18 protein-coding genes and 1 riboswitch are annotated in these 19,031 nt (G+C 66.3%); of the genes, 14 read left to right on the top strand and 4 right to left on the bottom strand.

Translation table 11 applies throughout. The features are described 5' to 3' along the window. Position 1: 1 nt before the first annotated feature. From CEJ42_RS10605 to CEJ42_RS10570, 9 genes are all read left to right on the top strand, one after another. Positions 2 to 1,093 (top strand): ABC transporter ATP-binding protein, encoded by a 1,092-nt coding sequence (locus tag CEJ42_RS10605; RefSeq protein ID WP_088751014.1) that lies wholly within the window; start codon positions 2 to 4, stop codon positions 1,091 to 1,093. Between the two features lie 3 nt (positions 1,094 to 1,096). Then, positions 1,097 to 1,987 (top strand): carbohydrate ABC transporter permease, encoded by an 891-nt coding sequence (locus CEJ42_RS10600; RefSeq protein ID WP_079216592.1) that lies wholly within the window; start codon positions 1,097 to 1,099, stop codon positions 1,985 to 1,987. Then, entirely contained in the window at positions 1,980 to 2,798 is an 819-nt protein-coding gene (locus tag CEJ42_RS10595) for a carbohydrate ABC transporter permease (protein ID WP_079216590.1), read from the top strand. The genes CEJ42_RS10600 and CEJ42_RS10595 overlap by 8 nt, the downstream gene beginning before the upstream one ends. Positions 2,799 to 2,800: 2 nt before the next feature. Then, positions 2,801 to 3,085, top strand: coding sequence for a DUF2160 domain-containing protein (locus CEJ42_RS10590; protein ID WP_079219196.1), 285 nt, complete (start codon positions 2,801 to 2,803; stop codon positions 3,083 to 3,085). Positions 3,086 to 3,241: 156 nt separating this feature from the next. After that, complete coding sequence (locus CEJ42_RS10585) at positions 3,242 to 4,936, top strand: ABC transporter substrate-binding protein (protein ID WP_420809797.1); 1,695 nt, start codon at positions 3,242 to 3,244, stop codon at positions 4,934 to 4,936. A gap of 123 nt (positions 4,937 to 5,059) precedes the next feature. Next, entirely contained in the window at positions 5,060 to 6,550 is a 1,491-nt protein-coding gene (gene glpK / locus CEJ42_RS10580; RefSeq protein ID WP_088751012.1) for a glycerol kinase GlpK, read from the top strand. Positions 6,551 to 6,740: 190 nt separating this feature from the next. After that, on the top strand, positions 6,741 to 6,890 hold the full coding sequence (locus tag CEJ42_RS25005) for a hypothetical protein (protein ID WP_158522563.1): 150 nt from the start codon (positions 6,741 to 6,743) through the stop codon (positions 6,888 to 6,890). A 198-nt stretch (positions 6,891 to 7,088) separates the two neighbouring features. Further along, positions 7,089 to 7,529: a FecR family protein gene (locus CEJ42_RS10575; protein ID WP_088751010.1), complete on the top strand. Its 441-nt coding sequence runs from the start codon at positions 7,089 to 7,091 to the stop codon at positions 7,527 to 7,529. Then, the gene (locus tag CEJ42_RS10570) at positions 7,522 to 8,112 is read left to right on the top strand and encodes an OmpA family protein (RefSeq protein ID WP_079216582.1); all 591 of its coding nucleotides are present in this window, start codon (positions 7,522 to 7,524) and stop codon (positions 8,110 to 8,112) included. Before CEJ42_RS10575 ends, CEJ42_RS10570 begins: the two co-directional genes overlap by 8 nt. 68 nt (positions 8,113 to 8,180) lie before the next feature. On the opposite strand, the gene CEJ42_RS10565 is transcribed toward CEJ42_RS10570, so the two are convergent. Then, entirely contained in the window at positions 8,181 to 9,395 is a 1,215-nt protein-coding gene (locus tag CEJ42_RS10565; protein ID WP_079216580.1) for a cyclic di-GMP phosphodiesterase, read from the bottom strand. A 223-nt stretch (positions 9,396 to 9,618) separates the two neighbouring features. Further along, positions 9,619 to 9,691: riboswitch (Fluoride riboswitch) on the top strand. Between the two features lie 85 nt (positions 9,692 to 9,776). On the opposite strand from CEJ42_RS10565, the gene CEJ42_RS10560 reads away from it, so the two are divergent. Together CEJ42_RS10560 and CEJ42_RS10555 are read left to right on the top strand one after the other, a co-directional pair. Next, positions 9,777 to 11,030 (top strand): voltage-gated chloride channel family protein, encoded by a 1,254-nt coding sequence (locus CEJ42_RS10560; protein ID WP_088751008.1) that lies wholly within the window; start codon positions 9,777 to 9,779, stop codon positions 11,028 to 11,030. Positions 11,031 to 11,536: 506 nt separating this feature from the next. Further along, positions 11,537 to 13,381, top strand: coding sequence for a methyl-accepting chemotaxis protein (locus tag CEJ42_RS10555; protein WP_088751006.1), 1,845 nt, complete (start codon positions 11,537 to 11,539; stop codon positions 13,379 to 13,381). A 62-nt stretch (positions 13,382 to 13,443) separates the two neighbouring features. On the opposite strand, the gene CEJ42_RS10550 is transcribed toward CEJ42_RS10555, so the two are convergent. Then, entirely contained in the window at positions 13,444 to 14,694 is a 1,251-nt protein-coding gene (locus CEJ42_RS10550; RefSeq protein ID WP_088751004.1) for an MFS transporter, read from the bottom strand. 81 nt (positions 14,695 to 14,775) lie between these two features. Between CEJ42_RS10550 and CEJ42_RS10545 the strand changes: the two genes are divergently transcribed. Next, positions 14,776 to 15,603, top strand: coding sequence for an AraC family transcriptional regulator (locus tag CEJ42_RS10545; RefSeq protein WP_088751003.1), 828 nt, complete (start codon positions 14,776 to 14,778; stop codon positions 15,601 to 15,603). Here CEJ42_RS10545 and CEJ42_RS10540 read toward each other — a convergent pair whose 3' ends face one another. After that, the gene (locus CEJ42_RS10540) at positions 15,604 to 15,990 is read right to left on the bottom strand and encodes a hypothetical protein (RefSeq protein WP_088751001.1); all 387 of its coding nucleotides are present in this window, start codon (positions 15,988 to 15,990) and stop codon (positions 15,604 to 15,606) included. 451 nt (positions 15,991 to 16,441) lie between these two features. On the opposite strand from CEJ42_RS10540, the gene CEJ42_RS10535 reads away from it, so the two are divergent. Continuing rightward, on the top strand, positions 16,442 to 17,323 hold the full coding sequence (locus CEJ42_RS10535) for a MurR/RpiR family transcriptional regulator (RefSeq protein ID WP_079216568.1): 882 nt from the start codon (positions 16,442 to 16,444) through the stop codon (positions 17,321 to 17,323). A gap of 26 nt (positions 17,324 to 17,349) precedes the next feature. On the opposite strand, the gene CEJ42_RS25160 is transcribed toward CEJ42_RS10535, so the two are convergent. Beyond that, a complete protein-coding gene (locus CEJ42_RS25160) occupies positions 17,350 to 17,544 on the bottom strand; it encodes a hypothetical protein (protein ID WP_207760413.1) in 195 nt (64 codons plus the stop codon). A 95-nt stretch (positions 17,545 to 17,639) separates the two neighbouring features. On the opposite strand from CEJ42_RS25160, the gene CEJ42_RS10530 reads away from it, so the two are divergent. Next, positions 17,640 to 18,962: an aspartate aminotransferase family protein gene (locus CEJ42_RS10530; protein ID WP_088750999.1), complete on the top strand. Its 1,323-nt coding sequence runs from the start codon at positions 17,640 to 17,642 to the stop codon at positions 18,960 to 18,962. The last annotated feature ends 69 nt before the right edge of the window (positions 18,963 to 19,031 follow it).

The raw sequence follows: 19,031 nt of genomic DNA, 5'->3' as shown, positions 1-19,031 counted from the left end.
CATGGCGCGCATTGAATTCAAGAACCTGGGCCACGCCTACGGCGGCGGCAAGCCGGCCGACCTGAAGGACTACGCCCTGCAGCCGATGAACATGGTGTGGGAAGACGGCGGCGCCTATGCGCTGCTGGGCCCGTCCGGCTGCGGCAAGTCGACGCTGTTGAACATCATCTCGGGCCTGCTGCAGCCGTCTGAAGGGCAGGTGCTGTTCGACGGCGCGGACATGACGCACAAGGCCACGCGCGAACGCAATATCGCGCAGGTGTTCCAGTTCCCCGTGCTGTACGACACCATGAGCGTGTTCGACAACCTGGCCTTCCCGCTGCGCAACCGCAAGATGCCCGAGCGCGAAGTGCAGGCGCGGGTGCGCGAGATCGCCGAGATGCTGGACCTCACGCGCGACCTTAAGCAGCGCGCCGCCGGCCTCTCGGCCGACGCCAAGCAGAAGATCTCGCTGGGCCGCGGCCTGGTGCGCAAGGACGTGGCGGCGATCCTGTTCGACGAACCGCTGACGGTGATCGATCCGCACATGAAGTGGGAGCTGCGCCAGAAGTTGAAGGAGATCCACCACCAGCTGAAGCTGACGCTGATCTACGTCACCCACGACCAGGTCGAGGCGCTCACCTTCGCCGACGAGGTGGTGGTCATGACCGAAGGCAAGGTGGTGCAGCAGGGCAAGCCGGAGGCGCTGTTCGTGCGGCCCGACCATACCTTCGTCGGCTATTTCATCGGCAGCCCGGGCATGAATTTCTGCCCGCTCGACGTCGAGGGCGACGCGGTGCTGATCGGTCGCCAGCGCGTGCAGCTGGAAGCGGCGCAACTGCAGGCGCTCAAGGACGCCGGCGGCCCGCTGAAGCTGGGCATCCGTCCCGAGTTCGTCGAACTGGCCGCAGCCGGCGCGGCCGGCGCGGTCAGCGCCGACGTCACGCAGGTCCAGCATCTGGGCACCAGCCAGCTGGTGACGGCGCAGTTCGACGGCCTGACCGTCAAGGCCAGGGTCGCGCCGTCGGTGCGCGTGGCGCAGGGGCCGCAATGGCTGCGCCTGGCCAAGCCGGAGACGATCTACTTCAGCAACGACGAAAGAATAGGGCGCTAAGTCATGAACAAGCCATACAACAACAAGGCCTGGTTCTTCATCCTGCCGGTGTTCCTGACGGTCGCGTTCTCCGCGATCATCCCGCTGATGACGGTGGTCAACTACTCGGTGCAGGACATCATCAGCCCCGAGCAGAGCGTGTTCGTCGGCCTTGAGTGGTTCAAGGAAGTGATGCGCGACGGCGAGCTGCATTCGGCGCTGCTGCGCCAGCTGATCTTCTCGTTCTGCGTGCTGCTGGTGCAGATCCCGCTGGGCATCGTGCTGGCGCTGGCGATGCCGCACAAGGGCTGGAAGTCCTCGGCCACGCTGGTCATCCTGGCCATGCCGCTGCTGATCCCATGGAACGTGGTGGGCACCATCTGGCAGATCTTCGGCCGCGCCGACATCGGCCTGGGCGGTTATGTGCTAAACCTGCTGGGCGCCAACTACAACTATGCGTCCAACCCGGGCGACGCCTGGATCACCGTGCTGGTGATGGATGTGTGGCACTGGACGCCGCTGGTGGCGCTGCTGGCCTTCGCCGGCCTGCGCTCGATCCCCGACGCCTACTACCAGGCCGCGCAGATCGACGGCGCCAGCCGCTGGGCGGTGTTCCGCTACATCCAGCTGCCCAAGATGCGCGGCGTGCTGGTGATCGCGGTGCTGCTGCGCTTCATGGACAGCTTCATGATCTACACCGAGCCCTTCGTGCTGACCGGCGGCGGTCCTGGCAACTCGACCACCTTCCTCAGCCAGTACCTGACGCAGAAGGCGGTCGGCCAGTTCGACCTGGGACCGGCCGCGGCGTTCTCGCTGATCTATTTCCTCATCATCCTGCTGCTGTCCTTCGTGCTCTACAACTGGATGCAGAGCGCAGGCAACGGCAACCAAGAATCGGGCGGCAATCATGAATAAACAAGACCAGGGCGGCCTGCCGCGGCTGCTGGTGATGGCGCTGTATGTAGCCTTCACGCTCATCCCGCTGTATTGGCTGTTCAACACTTCGCTCAAGACCAACGAGGAGACGCTGTCGGTCTTCACGCTCTGGCCGAACGCGCCGACGCTGAACAACTACAAGGTGATCTTCACCGACCCCTCGTGGTACTCCGGCTACATCAACTCCATCATCTACGTGGCGATGAATACCGTCATGTCGCTGCTGGTGGCGCTGCCGGCGGCGTACGCGTTCTCGCGCTACCGCTTCCTCGGCGACAAGCACATGTTCTTCTGGCTGCTGACCAATCGCATGACGCCGCCGGCGGTGTTCCTGCTGCCGTTCTTCCAGCTGTACTCCACCATCGGCCTGTCCGACACCCACATCGCCGTGGCGCTGGCGCACATGCTGTTCAACGTGCCGCTGGCGGTGTGGATCCTGGAAGGCTTCATGTCGGGCGTACCGCGCGAGATCGACGAGACCGCCTATATCGACGGGTTCTCCTTCCCGCGTTTCTTCATCCGCATCTTCCTGCCGCTGATCAAGTCGGGCGTGGGCGTGACCGCCTTCTTCTGCTTCATGTTCAGCTGGGTCGAGCTGCTGCTGGCGCGCACGCTGACCTCGGTCAACGCCAAGCCGATCAGCGCCATCATGACCCGCACCGCGTCGGCGGCCGGCATGGACTGGGGCATCCTGGCCGCGGCCGGGGTGCTGACGATCGTTCCCGGGGCATTGGTGATCTGGTTCGTGCGCAACCATATCGCCAAGGGCTTCGCGATGGGGAGGGTGTGATCATGGCCAATGCGTTTTCCTGGATGTCGTGGACGTTGCCGGTGGCGATCTTCTTCGCCTGCATCGCCCTGATGCTGGTGGGCATGACGGTGTGGGAGATCCGTTCACCCACCACCGAGCGCAAGGGGTTCCTGCCGATGCGCACCACCCGCGGCGACCGCCTGTTCATCGGCTTGCTGTGCGCGGCTTACATCAACCTGGCCTGGGTCGGCCTGACCGACCTCGACCAGTGGTACGCGGCCGCCATCGGCTTCGTGGCCCTGCTGCTGATCATGCGCAAGGGCTGAGGCTTTGCCGTATTTGATTTCCGGTCTTCCACAAGGCCGGAATGAAACAACGTCCCGGGGAATGTCCTTCCCACCCCGGCGCGGCCATCTTTGGGAAGGTGACGAGGAGACATGATGCAGAAATTCAAACTAACTGTGCTGACGGCTGCGCTGGCGATGGCCGGCATCGCCGGCAATGTCTGGGCCGATACCAAGGCCGCCGAGAAATGGGTCGACGCGGAGTTCCAGCCCAGCACCCTGTCGCGCAAGCAACAGGTCGATGAGATGCAATGGTTCATCGATACCGCCGCCAAGCTGAAGGCCAAGGGCGTCAAGGAAATCCATGTGGTGTCCGAAACGCTGGATACCCACGCCTACGAATCCAAGACATTGGCCAAGGCCTTCGAAGAGATCACCGGCATCAAGGTCATCCACGACGTGATCCAGGAAGGCGACGTGGTCGAGAAGATGCAGACCTCGCTGCAGTCGGGCAAGTCCATCTACGACGGCTGGGTCAACGACTCCGACCTGATCGGCACCCACTACCGCAACGGCCAGACCGTGGTGCTGACCGACTACATGGCCGGCCCCGGCCGCGAATACACCAACCCCGGCTTGGACCTGAAGGATTTCATCGGCACCAGCTTCACCACCGCCCCCGACGGCAAGCTATACCAGCTGCCCGACCAGCAGTTCGCCAACCTGTACTGGTTCCGCGCCGACTGGTTCGCGCGCAAGGACCTGCAGGACAAGTTCAAGGCCAAGTACGGCTATGACCTCGGCGTGCCGCAGAACTGGTCCGCGTATGAAGACATCGCCGCCTTCTTCACCAACGACGTGAAGGAACTGGACGGCAAGAAGATCTACGGCCACATGGACTACGGCAAGAAGGATCCGTCGCTGGGCTGGCGCTTCACCGACGCCTGGCTGTCGATGGCCGGCGCCGCCGACAAGGGCCTGCCCAACGGCCTGCCGGTGGACGAGTGGGGCATCCGCGTGGCAGACGACAAGTGCACCCCGGTCGGCGCCTCGATGGCGCGCGGCGGCGCCACCAACTCGCCGGCCGCGGTCTACGCGCTGACCAAGTACCTGGACTGGATGAAGAAGTACGCACCGCCCGAAGCGCTGGGCATGACCTTCTCCGAAGCCGGCCCTGTGCCCGCCCAGGGCCATATCGCGCAGCAGATCTTCTGGTACAGCGCCTTCACCGCCGGCATGACCAAGCAGGGCCTGCCGGTGGTCAACACCGACGGCTCGCCCAAGTGGCGCATGGCGCCCGGCCCGCACGGCCCGTACTGGAAGGACGGCATGCAGAACGGTTACCAGGACGTCGGCTCGTGGACCTTCCTGAAGAGCACGCCGCCTGACCAGATGGCCGCCGCCTGGCTGTACGCGCAGTTCACCACCTCCAAGACCGTGTCGCTGAAGAAGTCCATCGTGGGCGTGACCTTCATCCGCGATTCCGACATCCGCTCGGAGTACTTCACCAAGAACGCGGCCAAGTACGGCGGCCTGATCGAGTTCTACCGCAGCCCGGCGCGCGTGGCATGGACGCCGACCGGCAACAACGTGCCCGACTATCCGAAGATGGCGCAGCTGTGGTGGAAGAACATCTCCGCGGCGATCTCCGGCGAGAAGACCCCGCAAGGCGCGATGGACAACCTGGCCGACGAGATGGACGGCATCATGGCGCGCCTGCAGCGCGCCGGCATGAAGCAGTGCGCCCCCAAGCTGAACCCGAAGAAGGATCCGGCCAGCTGGATGTCCGACAAGGGCGCGCCGTGGACCAAGCTGGCCAACGAAAAGCCCAAGGGCGAGACCATCGCCTACGACAAGCTGCTGCAGGCCTGGAAGGACGGCCGCGTACGCTGATCGGCTGATTCAAGCCTGACAGCTGGCCAGGACGTCATTCCGGCGAAGGTCGGGATGGCGTCTTTTTTATCCGCCGCAGCTTGTGCGAAACAAGCGGCGGCGACGAATTCAGTAAGGGATCTCATGGCATATCTGCTCGCCCTCGACCAGGGAACCTCCAGTTCCCGCAGCATCATCTTCGACGAAAGCGGCGCCATCGTGGCGACCGCCCAGCAGGAGTTCCCGCAGATCTTCCCGCAGCCGGGCTGGGTCGAACACGATCCGCTGGAGCTGTGGAACAGCCAGCTGCAGACCGCGCGCCGGGTGCTGGAGCAAAGCGGCATCAAGGCCGGCGAACTGGCCGCGCTGGGCATCACCAACCAGCGCGAGACCACGGTGGTGTGGGAACGCGCCAGCGGCCGCCCGGTGTACAACGCCGTGGTCTGGCAGGACCGGCGCGCCGAAACGGTGTGCGCGCGCTTGCGCGAGCGCGGCCTGGGCGAGGCCATCCAGGCCAAGACCGGGCTGGTGCTCGACCCGTATTTCTCCGGCACCAAACTGCGCTGGATACTCGACAACGTGCCGGGCCTGCGCGAGCGCGCGCAACGCGGCGAGCTGCTGTTCGGCACGGTGGACGCCTGGCTGATCTGGAACCTGACCGGCGGCCGCCTGCATGTCTCCGATGTATCCAACGCCTCGCGCACGATGCTCTGGAACATCCACACCGGGCGCTGGGACGAGGAGCTGCTGACGTGGCTGGACATCCCGCGCTCGATGCTGCCCGAAGTGCACGCCTCCTCCCACATCTACGGCGAGGTCGACGCCCAGCACCTGGGCGCGGCGGTGAAGATCGCCGGCATCGCCGGCGACCAGCAGTCGGCGCTGTTCGGGCAGGCCTGCTTTGCGCCCGGCATGGCCAAGAACACCTACGGCACCGGTTGCTTCATGCTGCTGCATACCGGCGACCAGTGCGCGACTTCGCGCAACGGCCTGATCAGCACGGCCGCCTGCCAGGCCGACCAGCGCAAGCAATACGCGCTGGAGGGCAGCGTCTTCATCGGCGGCGCCGTGGTGCAGTGGCTGCGCGACGGCCTGAAGGCGATCAAGACGTCCACCGACGTCGAGGGCCTGGCCGCGACGGTGGACGACTCGGGCGGCGTGGTGTTCGTGCCGTCCTTCACCGGGCTGGGCGCGCCGTACTGGAATCCGTCGGCCAAGGGCGCGATCGTGGGCTTAAGCCGCGGCAGCACGGTGGCGCACATCGCGCGCGCGGCGCTGGAATCGATCGCCTTCCAGAGCACCGCGCTGTTGAACGCCATGGTGCGCGACGCGGTGTCGCCCATCACCGAGCTGCGCGTGGACGGCGGCGCGGCGGCCAACAACCTGCTGCTGCAGTTCCAGGCGGACCTGCTGGGCATTCCGGTGATCCGTCCGCAGGTCACCGAAACCACCGCGCTGGGCGCCGCCTACCTGGCGGGGCTGGCCACCGGCGTGTACGGCGGGCTGTCCGAGCTGTCCGGGCAATGGCGCATGGAGCGCACCTTCCTGCCGACCATCGGCCGCGACGAGGCGGCGGCGAAGATGCAGGGCTGGGAGACGGCGATCAGGCAGGTCAGGGCGGGCGAGGGCGCCTGACTCGATTGAGGTCGATTGAGGGCGTTTGACGATGGTCGGGGGCCGAAGCGCCGGCGGCCGCGATGGTCCGATTGTTTCAATTGACATCGCGGCGCGCCGGTCTGTAATGAAAAGGCAATGTTGCAAGTCCATCATGGTTCTCAAGCCGGAACGCAGATCGCGCGCCGGGCTGTAACCCAAGGAGAACGAGATGGAAGACCTGGCCCTCGCATTCGTGCAAATGTTCGGCGACCTGTTCGAGGCCGCCACCACTTTTGTGGCCTCCTACGACGGCGACGCGGCCGCCTGCGCGCACGAGGCCTGCGCCCGCTCCTTCACCGCCGCCTTCGGCGTGGTGTGAGGCGCGAGATTGTTCGCCGGCAATGAGTTTCCAGGTGGAATTTGCCTATAATCGCTGCTGCGGCGACCATGGCATGTGACGTGCTTGCGTCCCCGAAGCAAAACGATTGCAACCACCACAAGGGGATCACTCATGAAGCGGGGGACTGTTTCGCAAGGGCCGCGGCGTTCAGCCGTTGCCGCCGCGGCGCTGGCATCGATGTGGCTTGGCGCCGCCTGGGCGCAGACGCCGGACAAGGGCGGCGACAAGCCCACCGACCGATCGCAGGCCGGCATCGTCAAGGTGGTGCGCGGTGACGTCCAGGTGCAGCGCCAGGAGCAGAAGCTCGCCGCGCAGGTGGGCGACAAGCTGTATCCGGGCGACCGGGTCGTGACCGCGGCCGATGCCGCCGCCGGCATCACGCTGCGCGACGACACGCTGATGTCGCTCGGACCCAAGACCAGCTTCGTGCTGGAAGACTTCAAGTACAACGAGAGTTCCGGCGAAGGCAACGTCGCCGTGCGCGTGGCCAAGGGCACCTTGCGCTACGTCTCCGGGCTGATTGGCAAGCACGCGCCGGATCGCCAGCAGGTGGCCACGCCGACGGCCACCATCGGCATTCGCGGCACCGACTTCATCGTGGAGGTGGCCGATGAATAAGCTGCTCGCCCTCTGCATCGCCCTGCTCGCGCTGGCCGGTTGCGCCGGTCCCAAGGAGCGCTTCGTGCTGCTGCCGCAGCCTGACGGTTCGTCCAGCAGCATCGTGGTCAAGACCGCTTCCGGCGAGACCGCGCTGGCGCAACCCTACGCCTCGGTTGAGACCGCCGGCGGCAAGGCCGGCAAGACCGCCACCCTGAACGAAGGCGACGTGCAGGCGCGCTATTCCCCCTTGCTGCAGAACCTGCCGCAGCGTCCGCGCAGCTACGACCTGTTGTTCGAGCTGGGCAGCGATCGCCTCACGCCGGATTCGCGCAAGCTGCTGGAGCAGGCCATCGAGGAATTCCGCAAATTCCCCGCCGGTGAATTCATCCTGGTCGGCCACGCCGACGACATCGGCAGCGCCGCCGTCAACGAGACGTTGTCGGTGCGCCGCGCGCGCCTGGTCGAGCGCGAACTGATCCGCGCCAAGATCGAACCCCTGAGTATCGAGGTGGCCGGCAAGGGCGCGCGCGAGCCGCGCGTGCCGCAGAAGAAGGGTGTGCCGGAGCCGCGCAACCGTTTTGTCGAGATACGGATCCGGTGACATTGGTATCGTGGAAAAAGAAAAAAGCCCGCATCGAGCGGGCTTTTTTCTTGTGCGGCGACGGCGCCTCAGGACGGTGCGCGTGTGCTCAGCAGGTGCATCGAGTCGAGATGGCTGACCCGCGCCCACTCCTCGCCGCCGCGCGCGACGATGCTGTCAGCCTCGGGCGTGGCCAGCAGGTCCAGGATCTCGGTGTCGCTGACTTCCATGTTGTCGTTGTAGCGGAACACCTTGAGCACCGGGCGCGTCAGGTCCTTGTCGTTCTGCCGGATCACGAAACCCGAACGGCCCGACTCCAGCTTGACGATGGAGCCCACCGGATAGATGCCCAGCGTCTTGACGAAGGCCAGGAACATCGCGCGGTCGAAATGTCCGGTCCAGGAGGCCATGGTGGAGATCGCCTCGGCCGGATCCCAGCCGTGCTTGTAGGGGCGGTCGGAGGTGAGCGCGTCGTACACGTCGCAGATCGCGGCCATGCGCGCGTACAGCGTGATGGTGCCGCCGCGCTGTCCTTCGGGATAGCCGTTGCCGTCGATCTTTTCGTGGTGGTGCAGGCAGACGTCGCGCGCGTAGTCGGGCACGTTGGGATCCTGGCTCAGGTATTTGTAGCCCAGCTCCGGGTGCTTGCGCACGATGGTGAATTCTTCTTCGGTCAGGCGGCCCGGCTTGTTGAGGATCTCATGCGGGATGAAGGCCTTGCCGATGTCGTGCAGGAAGCCGCCCAGGCCGGCTTCGCGGCAGGCGGTCTCGTCCATGCCCAGGGTGCGGCCCAGCGCCACCATCAGCGCGCACACCGCCACCGAGTGCAGGTAGGTGTATTCGTCGGCCAGCTTCAGGCGCACCACCGAGAGCAGCGCGTTCGGGCTTTGCAGCACCGAGCTGGCGATGTCTTCGACTACCGACACGCAGCGGTCCATGTCCAGCACCTTGCCCATGCGCACTTCGGCGAACATGGCCTGGGTCGCCTTCTTGGCGGTCTCGCGCAGCGCCTGCGCGTCCATCAGCGTGGGGTCCAGCGCCGGCCTGGGTGCTGCCACCGGTTCGGGCTCCGGCGCGGCCTGCGCTTCTTCAGGCTCTTGCGGCGCGCCGGCGGCGACGTCCTTGCCTTTGGAGGTGTCGATCCAGCACAGGGCGATGCCGCTGTCGCGGGCCTGCTTCAGTTCATTGGTGCTCTTGATGAGGAACTTGTTTTTCCAGAACGGGTGGTTCATCCACGCGGCATCGTCGAAGCCGGCGAAATACATCCCGAGGACCAGTTCCTCGACTTTTATTTTCTTCAGCATGTCTGTGCTTCTTTCCTTCGGCGCGCCGGAGGAAAAGGTGTATCGGTTCTTTATCGTGCCAAGAGGGGAAATGCGAGCGGTCCCTTCCTCGAGATTGCCGCGCGCCAATCATCTCATATGGCAGCCCGGAATGGAACGGGCGAGGCCATCGCGCGACAGGCCGGGAGGCCGGCGGCAGACCGCGCCGGCCGGGCGATTGCGGCGGCCGGGGAAACTTGCTACCATGCGCGCCGGAGATGGCATTCCTCCCCGAACCGCCGCCGGCATCCGCCGGGGCTGATGATGCCTACGGATACCTGGACCACCGGGGACTGTAGGCGCGCGCCTGAAGCATCCTCCGTTCCTGTCGGCCAGGCTGGTTTCACCACTAACGCCTGCACCATGAACATTTCCAAGCTCCCCGAACCGCTGCGCCTGCTGCCCTACGTCGGCAAATGGTGCCTTATCGCCTCGCTGGTGGCCTTCCTGGCCGGCAGCGCCTCGGCTTTCTTCCTGCTCTCGCTCGACCTCGCCACGCGCACCCGCGAGGCCCATCCCTGGCTGCTGTGGCTGCTGCCGGCGGCCGGCTTCGCGGTCGGCTGGATCTACCTGCATACCGGCAAGTCGGTGGAGGCCGGCAACAACCTGCTGATCGACGAGATCCACGATCCCTCCAAGGTGGTGCCGCTGCGCATGGCGCCGCTGGTGCTGCTGGGGACGGTGGTGTCGCACCTCTTTGGCGCCTCGGTCGGCCGCGAAGGCACCGCGGTGCAGATGGGCGGGGCGCTGGCCGACCAGCTCACCCACGTGTTCCGGCTGCGCCACGAAGACCGCCGCATCCTGTTGATGGCAGGCATCAGCGCCGGGTTTTCCTCGGTGTTCGGCACGCCGATGGCGGGCGCGATCTTCGGCCTGGAAGTGCTGGCCATCGGCCGCATGCGCTATGACGCGATCTTTCCCTGCTTCGTCGCCGCCATCGCCGCCGACCAGGTCGGCCTGGCCTGGGGCGTGCACCATACCCACTACGCGATGACGGCCTCGGCCCCGGTGGCGCTGTGGAGCGCGGCGGCGGTGATCGCCGCGGGCGCGCTGTTCGGACTGGTCGGCATGGCCTTTGCGCGCAGCACGCACGCGCTGTCGGCGTTCATGAAGAAGCACGTCGCCTATGCGCCGCTGCGCCCGGCCATCGGCGGCGTGGTGGTGGCCGTCGCGGTATGGGCCTGCGGCACGCACCGCTACATCGGACTGGGCATCGACGTCATCGTGGACGCGTTCCGGCAGCCGCTGACGCCCTGGGATTTCCTCGCCAAGGGCGCATTCACGGTGGCTTCGCTGGGAACCGGCTTCAAGGGCGGCGAGGTGACCCCGCTGTTCTATATCGGCGCCACCCTGGGCAACGCGCTGGCGCCGCTGCTGCACCTGCCGTTTCCGCTGCTGGCGGCGCTGGGCTTCGTGGCGGTGTTCGCCGGCGCCGCCAACACGCCGCTGGCGTCGACCGTGATGGCGATCGAACTGTTCGGCGCGGACATCGGGCCGTTCGCGGCGCTGGCCTGCGTCGTGGCCTATCTGTTCTCGGGGCACACCGGCATTTATCGCGCCCAGCGGCTGGGCCTGCACAAGCGCCATGGCCTGCCGGAGCAGGAGCGGCGGCAATAAAAAAACGGCCCGCGATTGGCAGGCGGGCCGGAAAAGATGCCCGCCGGATGTCGTCGCGGCGGACAAGGGGGAAAGAGGAGACCCCAGTGACGCCACTGTATGCCGCGAAAATTAAGCCAGACTTAAGTTGCTGAAAATAATGTTGCCGCGAGGACATGTAGCGCGGCGGCATCAGCCTGCGGGAATATTTTCAGTGTCTTCAAAATTTCCTGAACGGCCGCTGGTACGCTAACGGAACAACACGTACACGTATCGACACACGGGGGAAGGGCCGGGCGATGGCGGCGGTGCGGCCCGGCAGGCGCGGTTGTGCGCCCACGCCGAGGCCGCCGGTCTGTCGTCGCGCTGCCTCTTTTTCCATACCGGAGCTCTGCCGTAACGTCCCAGTCATAAATCCCCATTAGTCTCACGCCGGGCATCCGGCTCAACAGCAAGATCGACTTACCCGCTCGCGGCCGTCCGGCATTCCGGCGCACCCGCAGGCGGTCCGCCTTAGTGGAAATCCTATGAAATTCTCATCCCTGCGTACCCGGCTCATCGCCATCTGCGCCGGCATCGTCGTGCTCGCGATGCTGGCCATCGTCGTCGCCAACTTCCTGACCACGCGCTCGCGCACCATGGCCGCGCTGGACAGCCAGACCGCCCAGCTGGCGCAGAGCCAGGCCGCCACCATCGCTGAATGGGTGGCCTCCAAGAAACTGGTGGTCGCCTCCATCAAGCAGGCCGCGCCCGTGCCCGAACCGCTGCTCTTCGTGAAGGCGGCCGAGCAGGCCGGCGGGTTCGACCTGGCCTATGTCGGCTATGAAGACAAGCACGCGGTGTTCTCGCAGGAGCGCAAGCGCGCCGCCGACTACGATCCCACGCAGCGCCCCTGGTACAAGCAGGCGGCCGGCACCACGGGCCCGGTGGTGACCGCGCCCTATACCAGCGCCAGCACCGGCAGGCTGCTGGTGACCTTCGCCGAGGCCGTCAGCATCGACGGCAAGGTGGGCGCGGTGGCGGCAGCCGATGTGCTGCTCGACACCGTGGTCAACAACGTGGTGGCCATCAAGCCCACGCCCAACAGCTACGCCTTCCTGGCCGACAGCAGCGGCAAGGTGATCGCCCATCCCGACGACAAGCTGCGCCTGAAGCCGCTGGCCGACCTCGACCCCGCCATCAGCGCGCAGTCGCTGGCTTCTGCCGCGGCCGCCGGCGGCCACCAGGACGTCAGGCTGGGCGGCCAGGACAAGATGCTGTTCTCGGCCAAGGTGGCCGGCACCGACTGGATGCTGGTGGTGGCGCTGGACCGCGCCGACGCCTCGGCGCCGCTGACCGCCTTGCTGGGCACGTCGGCCGTCACGGCCGCGCTGGTGGCGGTGCTGGCCGCGCTGGCGCTGGGCGCGCTGCTGTCGCAGGCGCTGCGCCGCCTGTCGCTGGTGCAGGGCGCGCTGGAAGAGATCGCCGACGGCGACGGCGACCTGACCCGTCGCCTCGACACCGCCGGCCAGGACGAACTGGCGCGCATCGGCGCCGCCTTCAACCGCTTCGTCGACAAGATCGAAGGCGTGATGATCGACATCCGCGACGCCAGCCATACCATCCATTCCGCCTCGCGCGATATCGCCAGCGGCAACATGGACCTGTCGCAGCGCACCGAAGCGCAGGCCAGTTCGCTGGAAGAAACCGCCGCCGCCATGGAGGAGCTGACCTCCAGCGTGCGCCACAACGCCGACAACGCGCTGCAGGCCAACCAGCTCTCGAAGTCGGCGTCCGAGATCGCCGGCCGCGGCGGCGCCATGGTGGAGCAGGTGGTGGAAACCATGACCGCCATCAACGCCTCGTCGCAGAAGATCGTCGACATCATCAGCGTGATCGACGGCATCGCCTTCCAGACCAACATCCTGGCCCTGAACGCCGCGGTGGAAGCCGCGCGCGCCGGCGAGCAAGGCCGCGGCTTCGCGGTGGTGGCGTCCGAGGTGCGTTCGCTGGCGCAGCGTTCGGCCACCGCCGCCAAGGAGATCAAGGTGCTCATCACCGACTCGGTCGGCCAGGTGCGCGAGGGCGAGCAGAGCGTGGCGGAGGCCGGCGCCACCATTCGCAGCGTGGTGGAGAGCGTGCAGAAGGTCAGCGACGTGGTGGCCGAGATCACCGCGGCCAGCCGCGAGCAGAGCCAGGGCATCAACCAGACCAACGACGCCGTGGCGCACATGGACCAGGCCACCCAGCAGAACGCCGCGCTGGTGGAACAGGCCGCCGCCGGCGCCCAGTCGCTGCAGGAGCAGGCCGGCCGCCTGGCCGACATCGTGGCGCTGTTCCGCCTGAGCGAAGCGCGCGCGCGCAGCGCCACCCTCGAGGTCCGTTCGCACTGAGCGGCGCCGGCGCACAGCAAAAAGGGCAGCCGAGGCTGCCCTTTTTCATTGCCGCGCATGCTTCAGGCGCGGCCTTCCTTCAGGTCCGGCAGGAACACCGTCAGCAAACCGGCCAGCGGCAGGAAGGCGCACAAGCCGTAGACCCAGGCGATGCCGTACAGGTCGGCCAGGTGGCCCAGCAGCGCCGCGCCGATGCCGCCGAAGCCGAACATCAGGCCGAAGAACACGCCGGCGATCATGCCGACCTTGCCCGGCACCAGCTCCTGCGCATACACCACGATGGCCGAGAAGGCCGAGGCGATCACCAGCCCGATCACCACCGACAGCACGCCGGTCCAGAACAGGTCGGCATGCGGCAGCAGCAGGGCGAACGGCGCCGCGCCGAGGATGGAGATCCAGATCACCAGCTTGCGACCGATCCTGTCGCCGATGGGGCCGCCGACGAAAGTGCCCACCGCCACCGCGCCCAGGAACAGGAACAGGTAGATCTGCGAGCTGGCCACCGACATGTGGAAGCGGTCGATCAGGTAGAAGGTGAAGTAGCTGGTGAAGCTGGCCATGTAGAAGTACTTGGAAAACACCAGCAGCGCCAGCACCACCAGCGCGCGGCGCACGGTGGACGCCGGCAGCTGGTGCGAAGCGCGCGCCTTGGCGCGGCCCTTGGTGGCGGCGAGGTGGCCGCGGTACCAGCCCGCCACGCGCGACAGCACCACGATGGCCAGCACCGCCAGCAGCACGAACCAGGCGACGTTGCCCTGGCCGTAGGGCACCACGATGGCCGCCGCCAGCAGCGGGCCGAAGGCCGAGCCGGCGTTGCCGCCGACCTGGAAGGTCGACTGCGCCAGTCCGAAGCGCCCGCCCGAGGCCATGCGCGCGATGCGCGAGGCTTCCGGGTGGAAGGTGGAGGAACCGATGCCGATCAGCGCCGCCGCCAGCAGGAAGGCGCCGAAGCTGCCGGCCATGGACAGCAGCACGATGCCGATCAGCGTGGCCACGGCGCCGCTGGGCAGCAGCCAGGGTTTGGGATGGCGGTCGGTGTACATGCCGATCCAAGGCTGCAGCAGCGAGGCGGTGACCTGGAAGGTCAGCGTGATCAGGCCGACCTGGGTGAAGGACAGGCCGTAACCGGTCTTGAGCATCGGGTAGATGGAGGGCAGCAGCGCCTGGATCATGTCGTTGATCAGGTGCGCGCCGCCGCAGGCCAGGATGATGCTCATCACCAGCGGCTGGGCGGAAGAGGTGGCTGTTGTTGCGTCGGCGCCGGCGGGGCTCGGGGCCTGGGCCGGCGCGGTGTGTTCAGTGGTGCTTGTCATGGCGGATGTGGGCGTGCGGTGAAGATGGACGAAGCGTATCATTGGCATCTATTCCTGCTTATGACACTTATTGCCGATTAAATGCCAGTCGCCGCCATCCGCAAGGTCAGCCCCAGCCGTGAAGTGGCGGCATTGCAGAGCGCCGGCTGCGCCGTGGTGGCCTTCGCGCGCGAGCTGCGCTACCGCGACCTGCTCACCTCGCACTCGCACCGGCGCGGCCAGCTGCTGTACGCGGTGGACGGCGTGATGCAGGTGCGCACGCCCCAGGGCGTCTGGCTGGTGCCGCCGCAGCGGGCGCTGTGGGTGCCGCCGTTCGTGGAACACGAGATCCGCATGCTGAGCAACGTCAGCATGCGCACGCTGTACATCGGCGAAGAGGAGGGACGGGGCATCGGCGAGCGCTGCCGCCTGCTGGAAGTGTCGGTGCTGCTGCGCGAGCTGATCCTGGCGCTGCTGGCCGAGTCGAACGACTATCGTCCCGACAGCCGCGGCGGCCATGTGGCCGAGCTGATCATGTCGGAGCTGTCGCGCGCGCCGGCCATCCCGGTGGAAATACCGTGGCCGCGCGACCGCCGGCTGGTGGCGATCTGTGAAGCGATCCTGGACGATCCCGGCCGCCAGTTTGCGCTGGCCGACTGGGCCGGGCTGGGCGGGGCCAGCGTGCGCACGGTGATCAGGCTGTTTCCGAAGGAGACCGGGCTGCAGTTCCGCCACTGGGTGCAGCAGGTGCACCTGAGCGAAGCGCTGGTGCGGCTGGCCAACGGCGAGCCGGTCGGCGTGGTGGCGCAGGCGCTCGGCTACAAGAGCCAGAGCGCGTTTTCCAACATGTTCCGCAAGGCGCTGCAGACCACGCCCAACCACTACCTGCAACGCCAGGAACGACGCCGCGTGGCGGTGGGCGCGGCTTGATCAGTAGTTGATCACCACCACTTTCGGGCCCTTGCGGGCGTTCTGCGGCGCCGGCACGCCGGTGGCGGCCGCGCTGCCGGGAGCCGCCGCCGCTTCCTGCGCCGGGTTGTCCGGATTGCGGTCGAGGAAGTAGGGGTCGGCCCCCGGCTCCACCGCGATCGCCGCGCCCAGCACATTCTGCGAGCGCTCATTGGCCACGCCCGGCACCGCCGAACAGACCTGGAAGAAGTCGGCGCTGCCCTCCGAAAAATCGACACGGCATTTCTCGGCGACCGTCACCGAGATGGCGAGCGCGCCCGACGTCGCCGCAAGCAGCGCGCCGCACCAGTTGACCTGGGTGAAAACGACCGCCGACACCACGACCACTGCAAAGACCTTCTTGTTCATCTTGGATCCCCCTTTGGAAATGACTGTAGAGCGTCATTTCGCGCGCAGACATCGGAGAAATCCTGAAATCCCCAGGGAAATATTCGCAACGCAGGAGAATCCGTTCCCGCTTGGCGCGATGACAAGGAAGAGAACGGTCGTTCTTACTGGGGAAATCGGTGTCGCAGCTGGTATGACGAGCTGTTTTTCGATCCGCGAAGGGCGGCGGGATTTGCAAAATCCGTCGTGCCGCTGTGGTTTTTTATCTACTGCCTGCTCGCATTTTAATAAAGACGAGACGAAGCGTTCCGAACGGCCCCTGACAAGGCGCTGACGAATGGCTGACGCGGCAACGCAGGAGCCCGATTCGCAAGCCGCGGAACACTTTCTGAAATGCCGCAACAAATGTTGCGAGCCGCTGCGAATTGTTTGCTACCATCGCTCGGTTTTCATCCGCACCGCGCCTACCACCATGAACAACGCAACCCATCCGCCGCAAAGCTTCAGCGAACTGGAAGCTTCGATCCGCGAGCGCTTCACCGACATGCGGCCGCAGTTCCAGGCCGGCGCCGCCTTCCTGCTGGACAACCCGGGCGAGGTCGCGGTCTCGACCATGCGTGCGCTGTCGCAGAAGGCGCAGGTGCAGCCCTCGACGTTCGTGCGGCTGGCGCAATACTTAGGCTTTGCCGGCTGGGCCGAGCTGCGCGCGCTGTTCGTGGAACGCCTGGCGGGCGATCCCAAGGCCTACGCCTTCAAGGCCAAGAACATCGTTCGCCGTAGCAACAGCGACAAGCTGGTGGCCGAGCTCTTCACCGCCCAGCGCGCCAATCTCGATGCCTCCGAACCCAAGAGCGCCGACCGCATGCTGGCCGCGGCGCGCGCGCTGGCCAAGGCGCGCCATGTGCACATCGCGGGTTTCCGCGCGGCGTTCTCGATTTCCTTCCTGCTGCATTACCTGTACCGCTTGTTCCGCACCTCGGTGTCGCTGGTGCGCGGCAGCGAGGGATCGATCGACCTCGAGCTGCGCGCCTTCGCCCCGCAGGACGCGGTGGTGGTCATCAGCTTCGCGCCCTATTCGGCGGAGGCGGTGCGGGTGGCCGAGGCCGCCAAGGATGCCGGCGCCAAACTGATCGCGCTGACCGACAGCGCGGTGGCGCCGATCGCGTTGAAGGCCGACCATTGCCTGTTGTTCACGCATGAAAGCCCGTCCTTCTTCCCCTCGATGGCGGCCGCCACGGCGGTGGCGGAAAGCCTCATCGAGCTGGTCATCTCGATCGACGACGAGAACGCCGTCAAACGCCTGGAGCTGGCGGAAGAGGCGCTGCACCGCACCGGCGCCTATGTGAGCCGTTAGCAATCGGTCTCGTCATTTTTCTGATTTCATCCTGATTTTCTCCTGATCTTTCCGGGCGAGCCTGCGCCCGCGTCTTTCCATGCTGCATGGCGGCACCGGCGGCGGTGCGCCATCGGTGTGCCTCCCGCGTCTTTCGTGCACCGAAAGAATGCTGCAATTGCACCAAATAAATCACTATTAAATTTATTTGCAACATATGTTGCATGGCCGGCTTCGTTCATTTATATTGCGCCTCAAGTTGATTCTGCAACGAGTGTTGCATTGTGATTTGAAGAATGCACCTATCGTTGCGCACACGCCAGGAAGGGCAGCCGTCATGACGCACGTATTTCATCGCAATCCCCGCAGCAAGCTCCCGGTCGCCGTGGCCGGCGAAGGCATGGCGCTGATCGACCACGAGGGCAAGCGCTATATCGACGCCTCCGGCGGCGCCGCCGTCTCCTGCCTGGGGCATGGCCACCCGCGCGTGGTCGAGGCGATCAAGGCGCAGGTCGGCCAGCTGGCCTATGCGCACACCTCTTTCTTCACCACCGAGCCGGCCGAGAAGCTGGCCGCGATGCTGGCCGAGGCCGCGCCGGGTTCGCTGAACCATGTCTATTTCCTCTCCGGCGGTTCGGAGGCGGTGGAGGCGGCGCTCAAGCTGGCGCGCCAGTACCACGTCGAGACCGGCCAGCCGCAGCGCAGGTACTTCATCGCGCGTCGCCAGAGCTACCACGGCAACACGCTGGGGGCGCTGGCCATCGGCGGCAACGCCTGGCGTCGCGAGATGTTCATGCCGCTGCTGATCGAGGCGCATCACGTCTCGCCGTGCTACGCCTACCGCGAGCGCCATGACGGCGAGAGCGACGCGCAGTACGTGCAGCGCCTGGCCGACGAGCTGGAGCAGAAGATTCTTTCGCTGGGCGCCGATGCCGTCGCCGCCTTCGTGGCCGAGACCGTGGTGGGCGCCACCGCCGGCGCGGTGCCGCCGGTGGCCGGCTACTTCCGCAAGATGCGCGCGGTGTGCGACAAGTACGGCGTGCTGCTGATCCTGGACGAGGTGATGTCCGGCATGGGCCGCACCGGTTACCTGTTCGCCTGCGAGGAAGACGGCATCGTCCCCGACATCGTCGCCATCGCCAAGGGGCTGGGTGCCGGCTACCAGGCCATCGGCGCGATGATCTGCAGCGACCGCATCTATGAGGCGGTGGTGCAGGGCTCCGGTTTCTTCCAGCACGGTCATACCTACATCGGCCACGCCACCGCCTGCGCCGCCGCGATCGCCGTGCAGGAAACCATCCGCGACGAAAACCTGCTGGCCAATGTGCGCGATCGCGGCGAGCAGTTGCGCGCCGGGTTGCGCGAGGTGTTTGCGCAGCACGCCAATGTGGGCGACATCCGCGGCCGCGGGCTGTTCGTCGGCGTCGAGCTGGTGGCCGACCGCGCGAGCAAGGCGCCGCTCGATCCGGCGCTGCGCACCCATGCCCGCGTCAAGGCCGAGGCCATGAAGCGCGGCCTGTTGGTGTATCCGATGGGCGGCACCATCGACGGCCGCAATGGCGACCACATCCTGCTGGCGCCGCCGTTCATCGCCACGCAGCAAGACATTGCCGACATCGTCGGGCGCCTGGCCGAGGCGGTATCGGCCGCCGTGGCCTGATCCGCAGGCACAGATCCGCAGTTCCGAATTTTCAAGGGAGGGGTAAACGATGCAAGCAATCAAACGCCT

This window comes from Herbaspirillum robiniae (assembly GCF_002213415.1).
GTDB classification, from domain to species: Bacteria; Pseudomonadota; Gammaproteobacteria; order Burkholderiales; family Burkholderiaceae_D; genus Herbaspirillum; species Herbaspirillum robiniae.
The sequence above is the reverse complement of the archived record's forward strand: the minus strand, read 5'-3'. Positions and strand labels throughout refer to the sequence as shown.

What these genes read in the sequence shown, in the direction of transcription:
- CEJ42_RS10595 (WP_079216590.1), top strand. Translation starts at nt 1,980, where the DNA reads ATGAATAAACAAGACCAGGGCGGCCTGCCGCGGCTGCTGGTGATGGCG.
- CEJ42_RS10545 (WP_088751003.1), top strand. Translation starts at nt 14,776, where the DNA reads ATGCCAGTCGCCGCCATCCGCAAGGTCAGCCCCAGCCGTGAAGTGGCG.
- CEJ42_RS10605 (WP_088751014.1), top strand. Translation starts at nt 2, where the DNA reads ATGGCGCGCATTGAATTCAAGAACCTGGGCCACGCCTACGGCGGCGGC.
- CEJ42_RS10560 (WP_088751008.1), top strand. Translation starts at nt 9,777, where the DNA reads ATGAACATTTCCAAGCTCCCCGAACCGCTGCGCCTGCTGCCCTACGTC.
- CEJ42_RS10540 (WP_088751001.1), bottom strand. Translation starts at nt 15,990, where the DNA reads ATGAACAAGAAGGTCTTTGCAGTGGTCGTGGTGTCGGCGGTCGTTTTC.
- CEJ42_RS10585 (WP_420809797.1), top strand. Translation starts at nt 3,242, where the DNA reads ATGGCCGGCATCGCCGGCAATGTCTGGGCCGATACCAAGGCCGCCGAG.
- glpK (WP_088751012.1), top strand. Translation starts at nt 5,060, where the DNA reads ATGGCATATCTGCTCGCCCTCGACCAGGGAACCTCCAGTTCCCGCAGC.
- CEJ42_RS10575 (WP_088751010.1), top strand. Translation starts at nt 7,089, where the DNA reads ATGTGGCTTGGCGCCGCCTGGGCGCAGACGCCGGACAAGGGCGGCGAC.
- CEJ42_RS10565 (WP_079216580.1), bottom strand. Translation starts at nt 9,395, where the DNA reads ATGCTGAAGAAAATAAAAGTCGAGGAACTGGTCCTCGGGATGTATTTC.
- CEJ42_RS10530 (WP_088750999.1), top strand. Translation starts at nt 17,640, where the DNA reads ATGACGCACGTATTTCATCGCAATCCCCGCAGCAAGCTCCCGGTCGCC.
- CEJ42_RS10535 (WP_079216568.1), top strand. Translation starts at nt 16,442, where the DNA reads ATGAACAACGCAACCCATCCGCCGCAAAGCTTCAGCGAACTGGAAGCT.
- CEJ42_RS25160 (WP_207760413.1), bottom strand. Translation starts at nt 17,544, where the DNA reads ATGAACGAAGCCGGCCATGCAACATATGTTGCAAATAAATTTAATAGT.
- CEJ42_RS10555 (WP_088751006.1), top strand. Translation starts at nt 11,537, where the DNA reads ATGAAATTCTCATCCCTGCGTACCCGGCTCATCGCCATCTGCGCCGGC.
- CEJ42_RS25005 (WP_158522563.1), top strand. Translation starts at nt 6,741, where the DNA reads ATGGAAGACCTGGCCCTCGCATTCGTGCAAATGTTCGGCGACCTGTTC.
- CEJ42_RS10550 (WP_088751004.1), bottom strand. Translation starts at nt 14,694, where the DNA reads ATGACAAGCACCACTGAACACACCGCGCCGGCCCAGGCCCCGAGCCCC.
- CEJ42_RS10600 (WP_079216592.1), top strand. Translation starts at nt 1,097, where the DNA reads ATGAACAAGCCATACAACAACAAGGCCTGGTTCTTCATCCTGCCGGTG.
- CEJ42_RS10570 (WP_079216582.1), top strand. Translation starts at nt 7,522, where the DNA reads ATGAATAAGCTGCTCGCCCTCTGCATCGCCCTGCTCGCGCTGGCCGGT.
- CEJ42_RS10590 (WP_079219196.1), top strand. Translation starts at nt 2,801, where the DNA reads ATGGCCAATGCGTTTTCCTGGATGTCGTGGACGTTGCCGGTGGCGATC.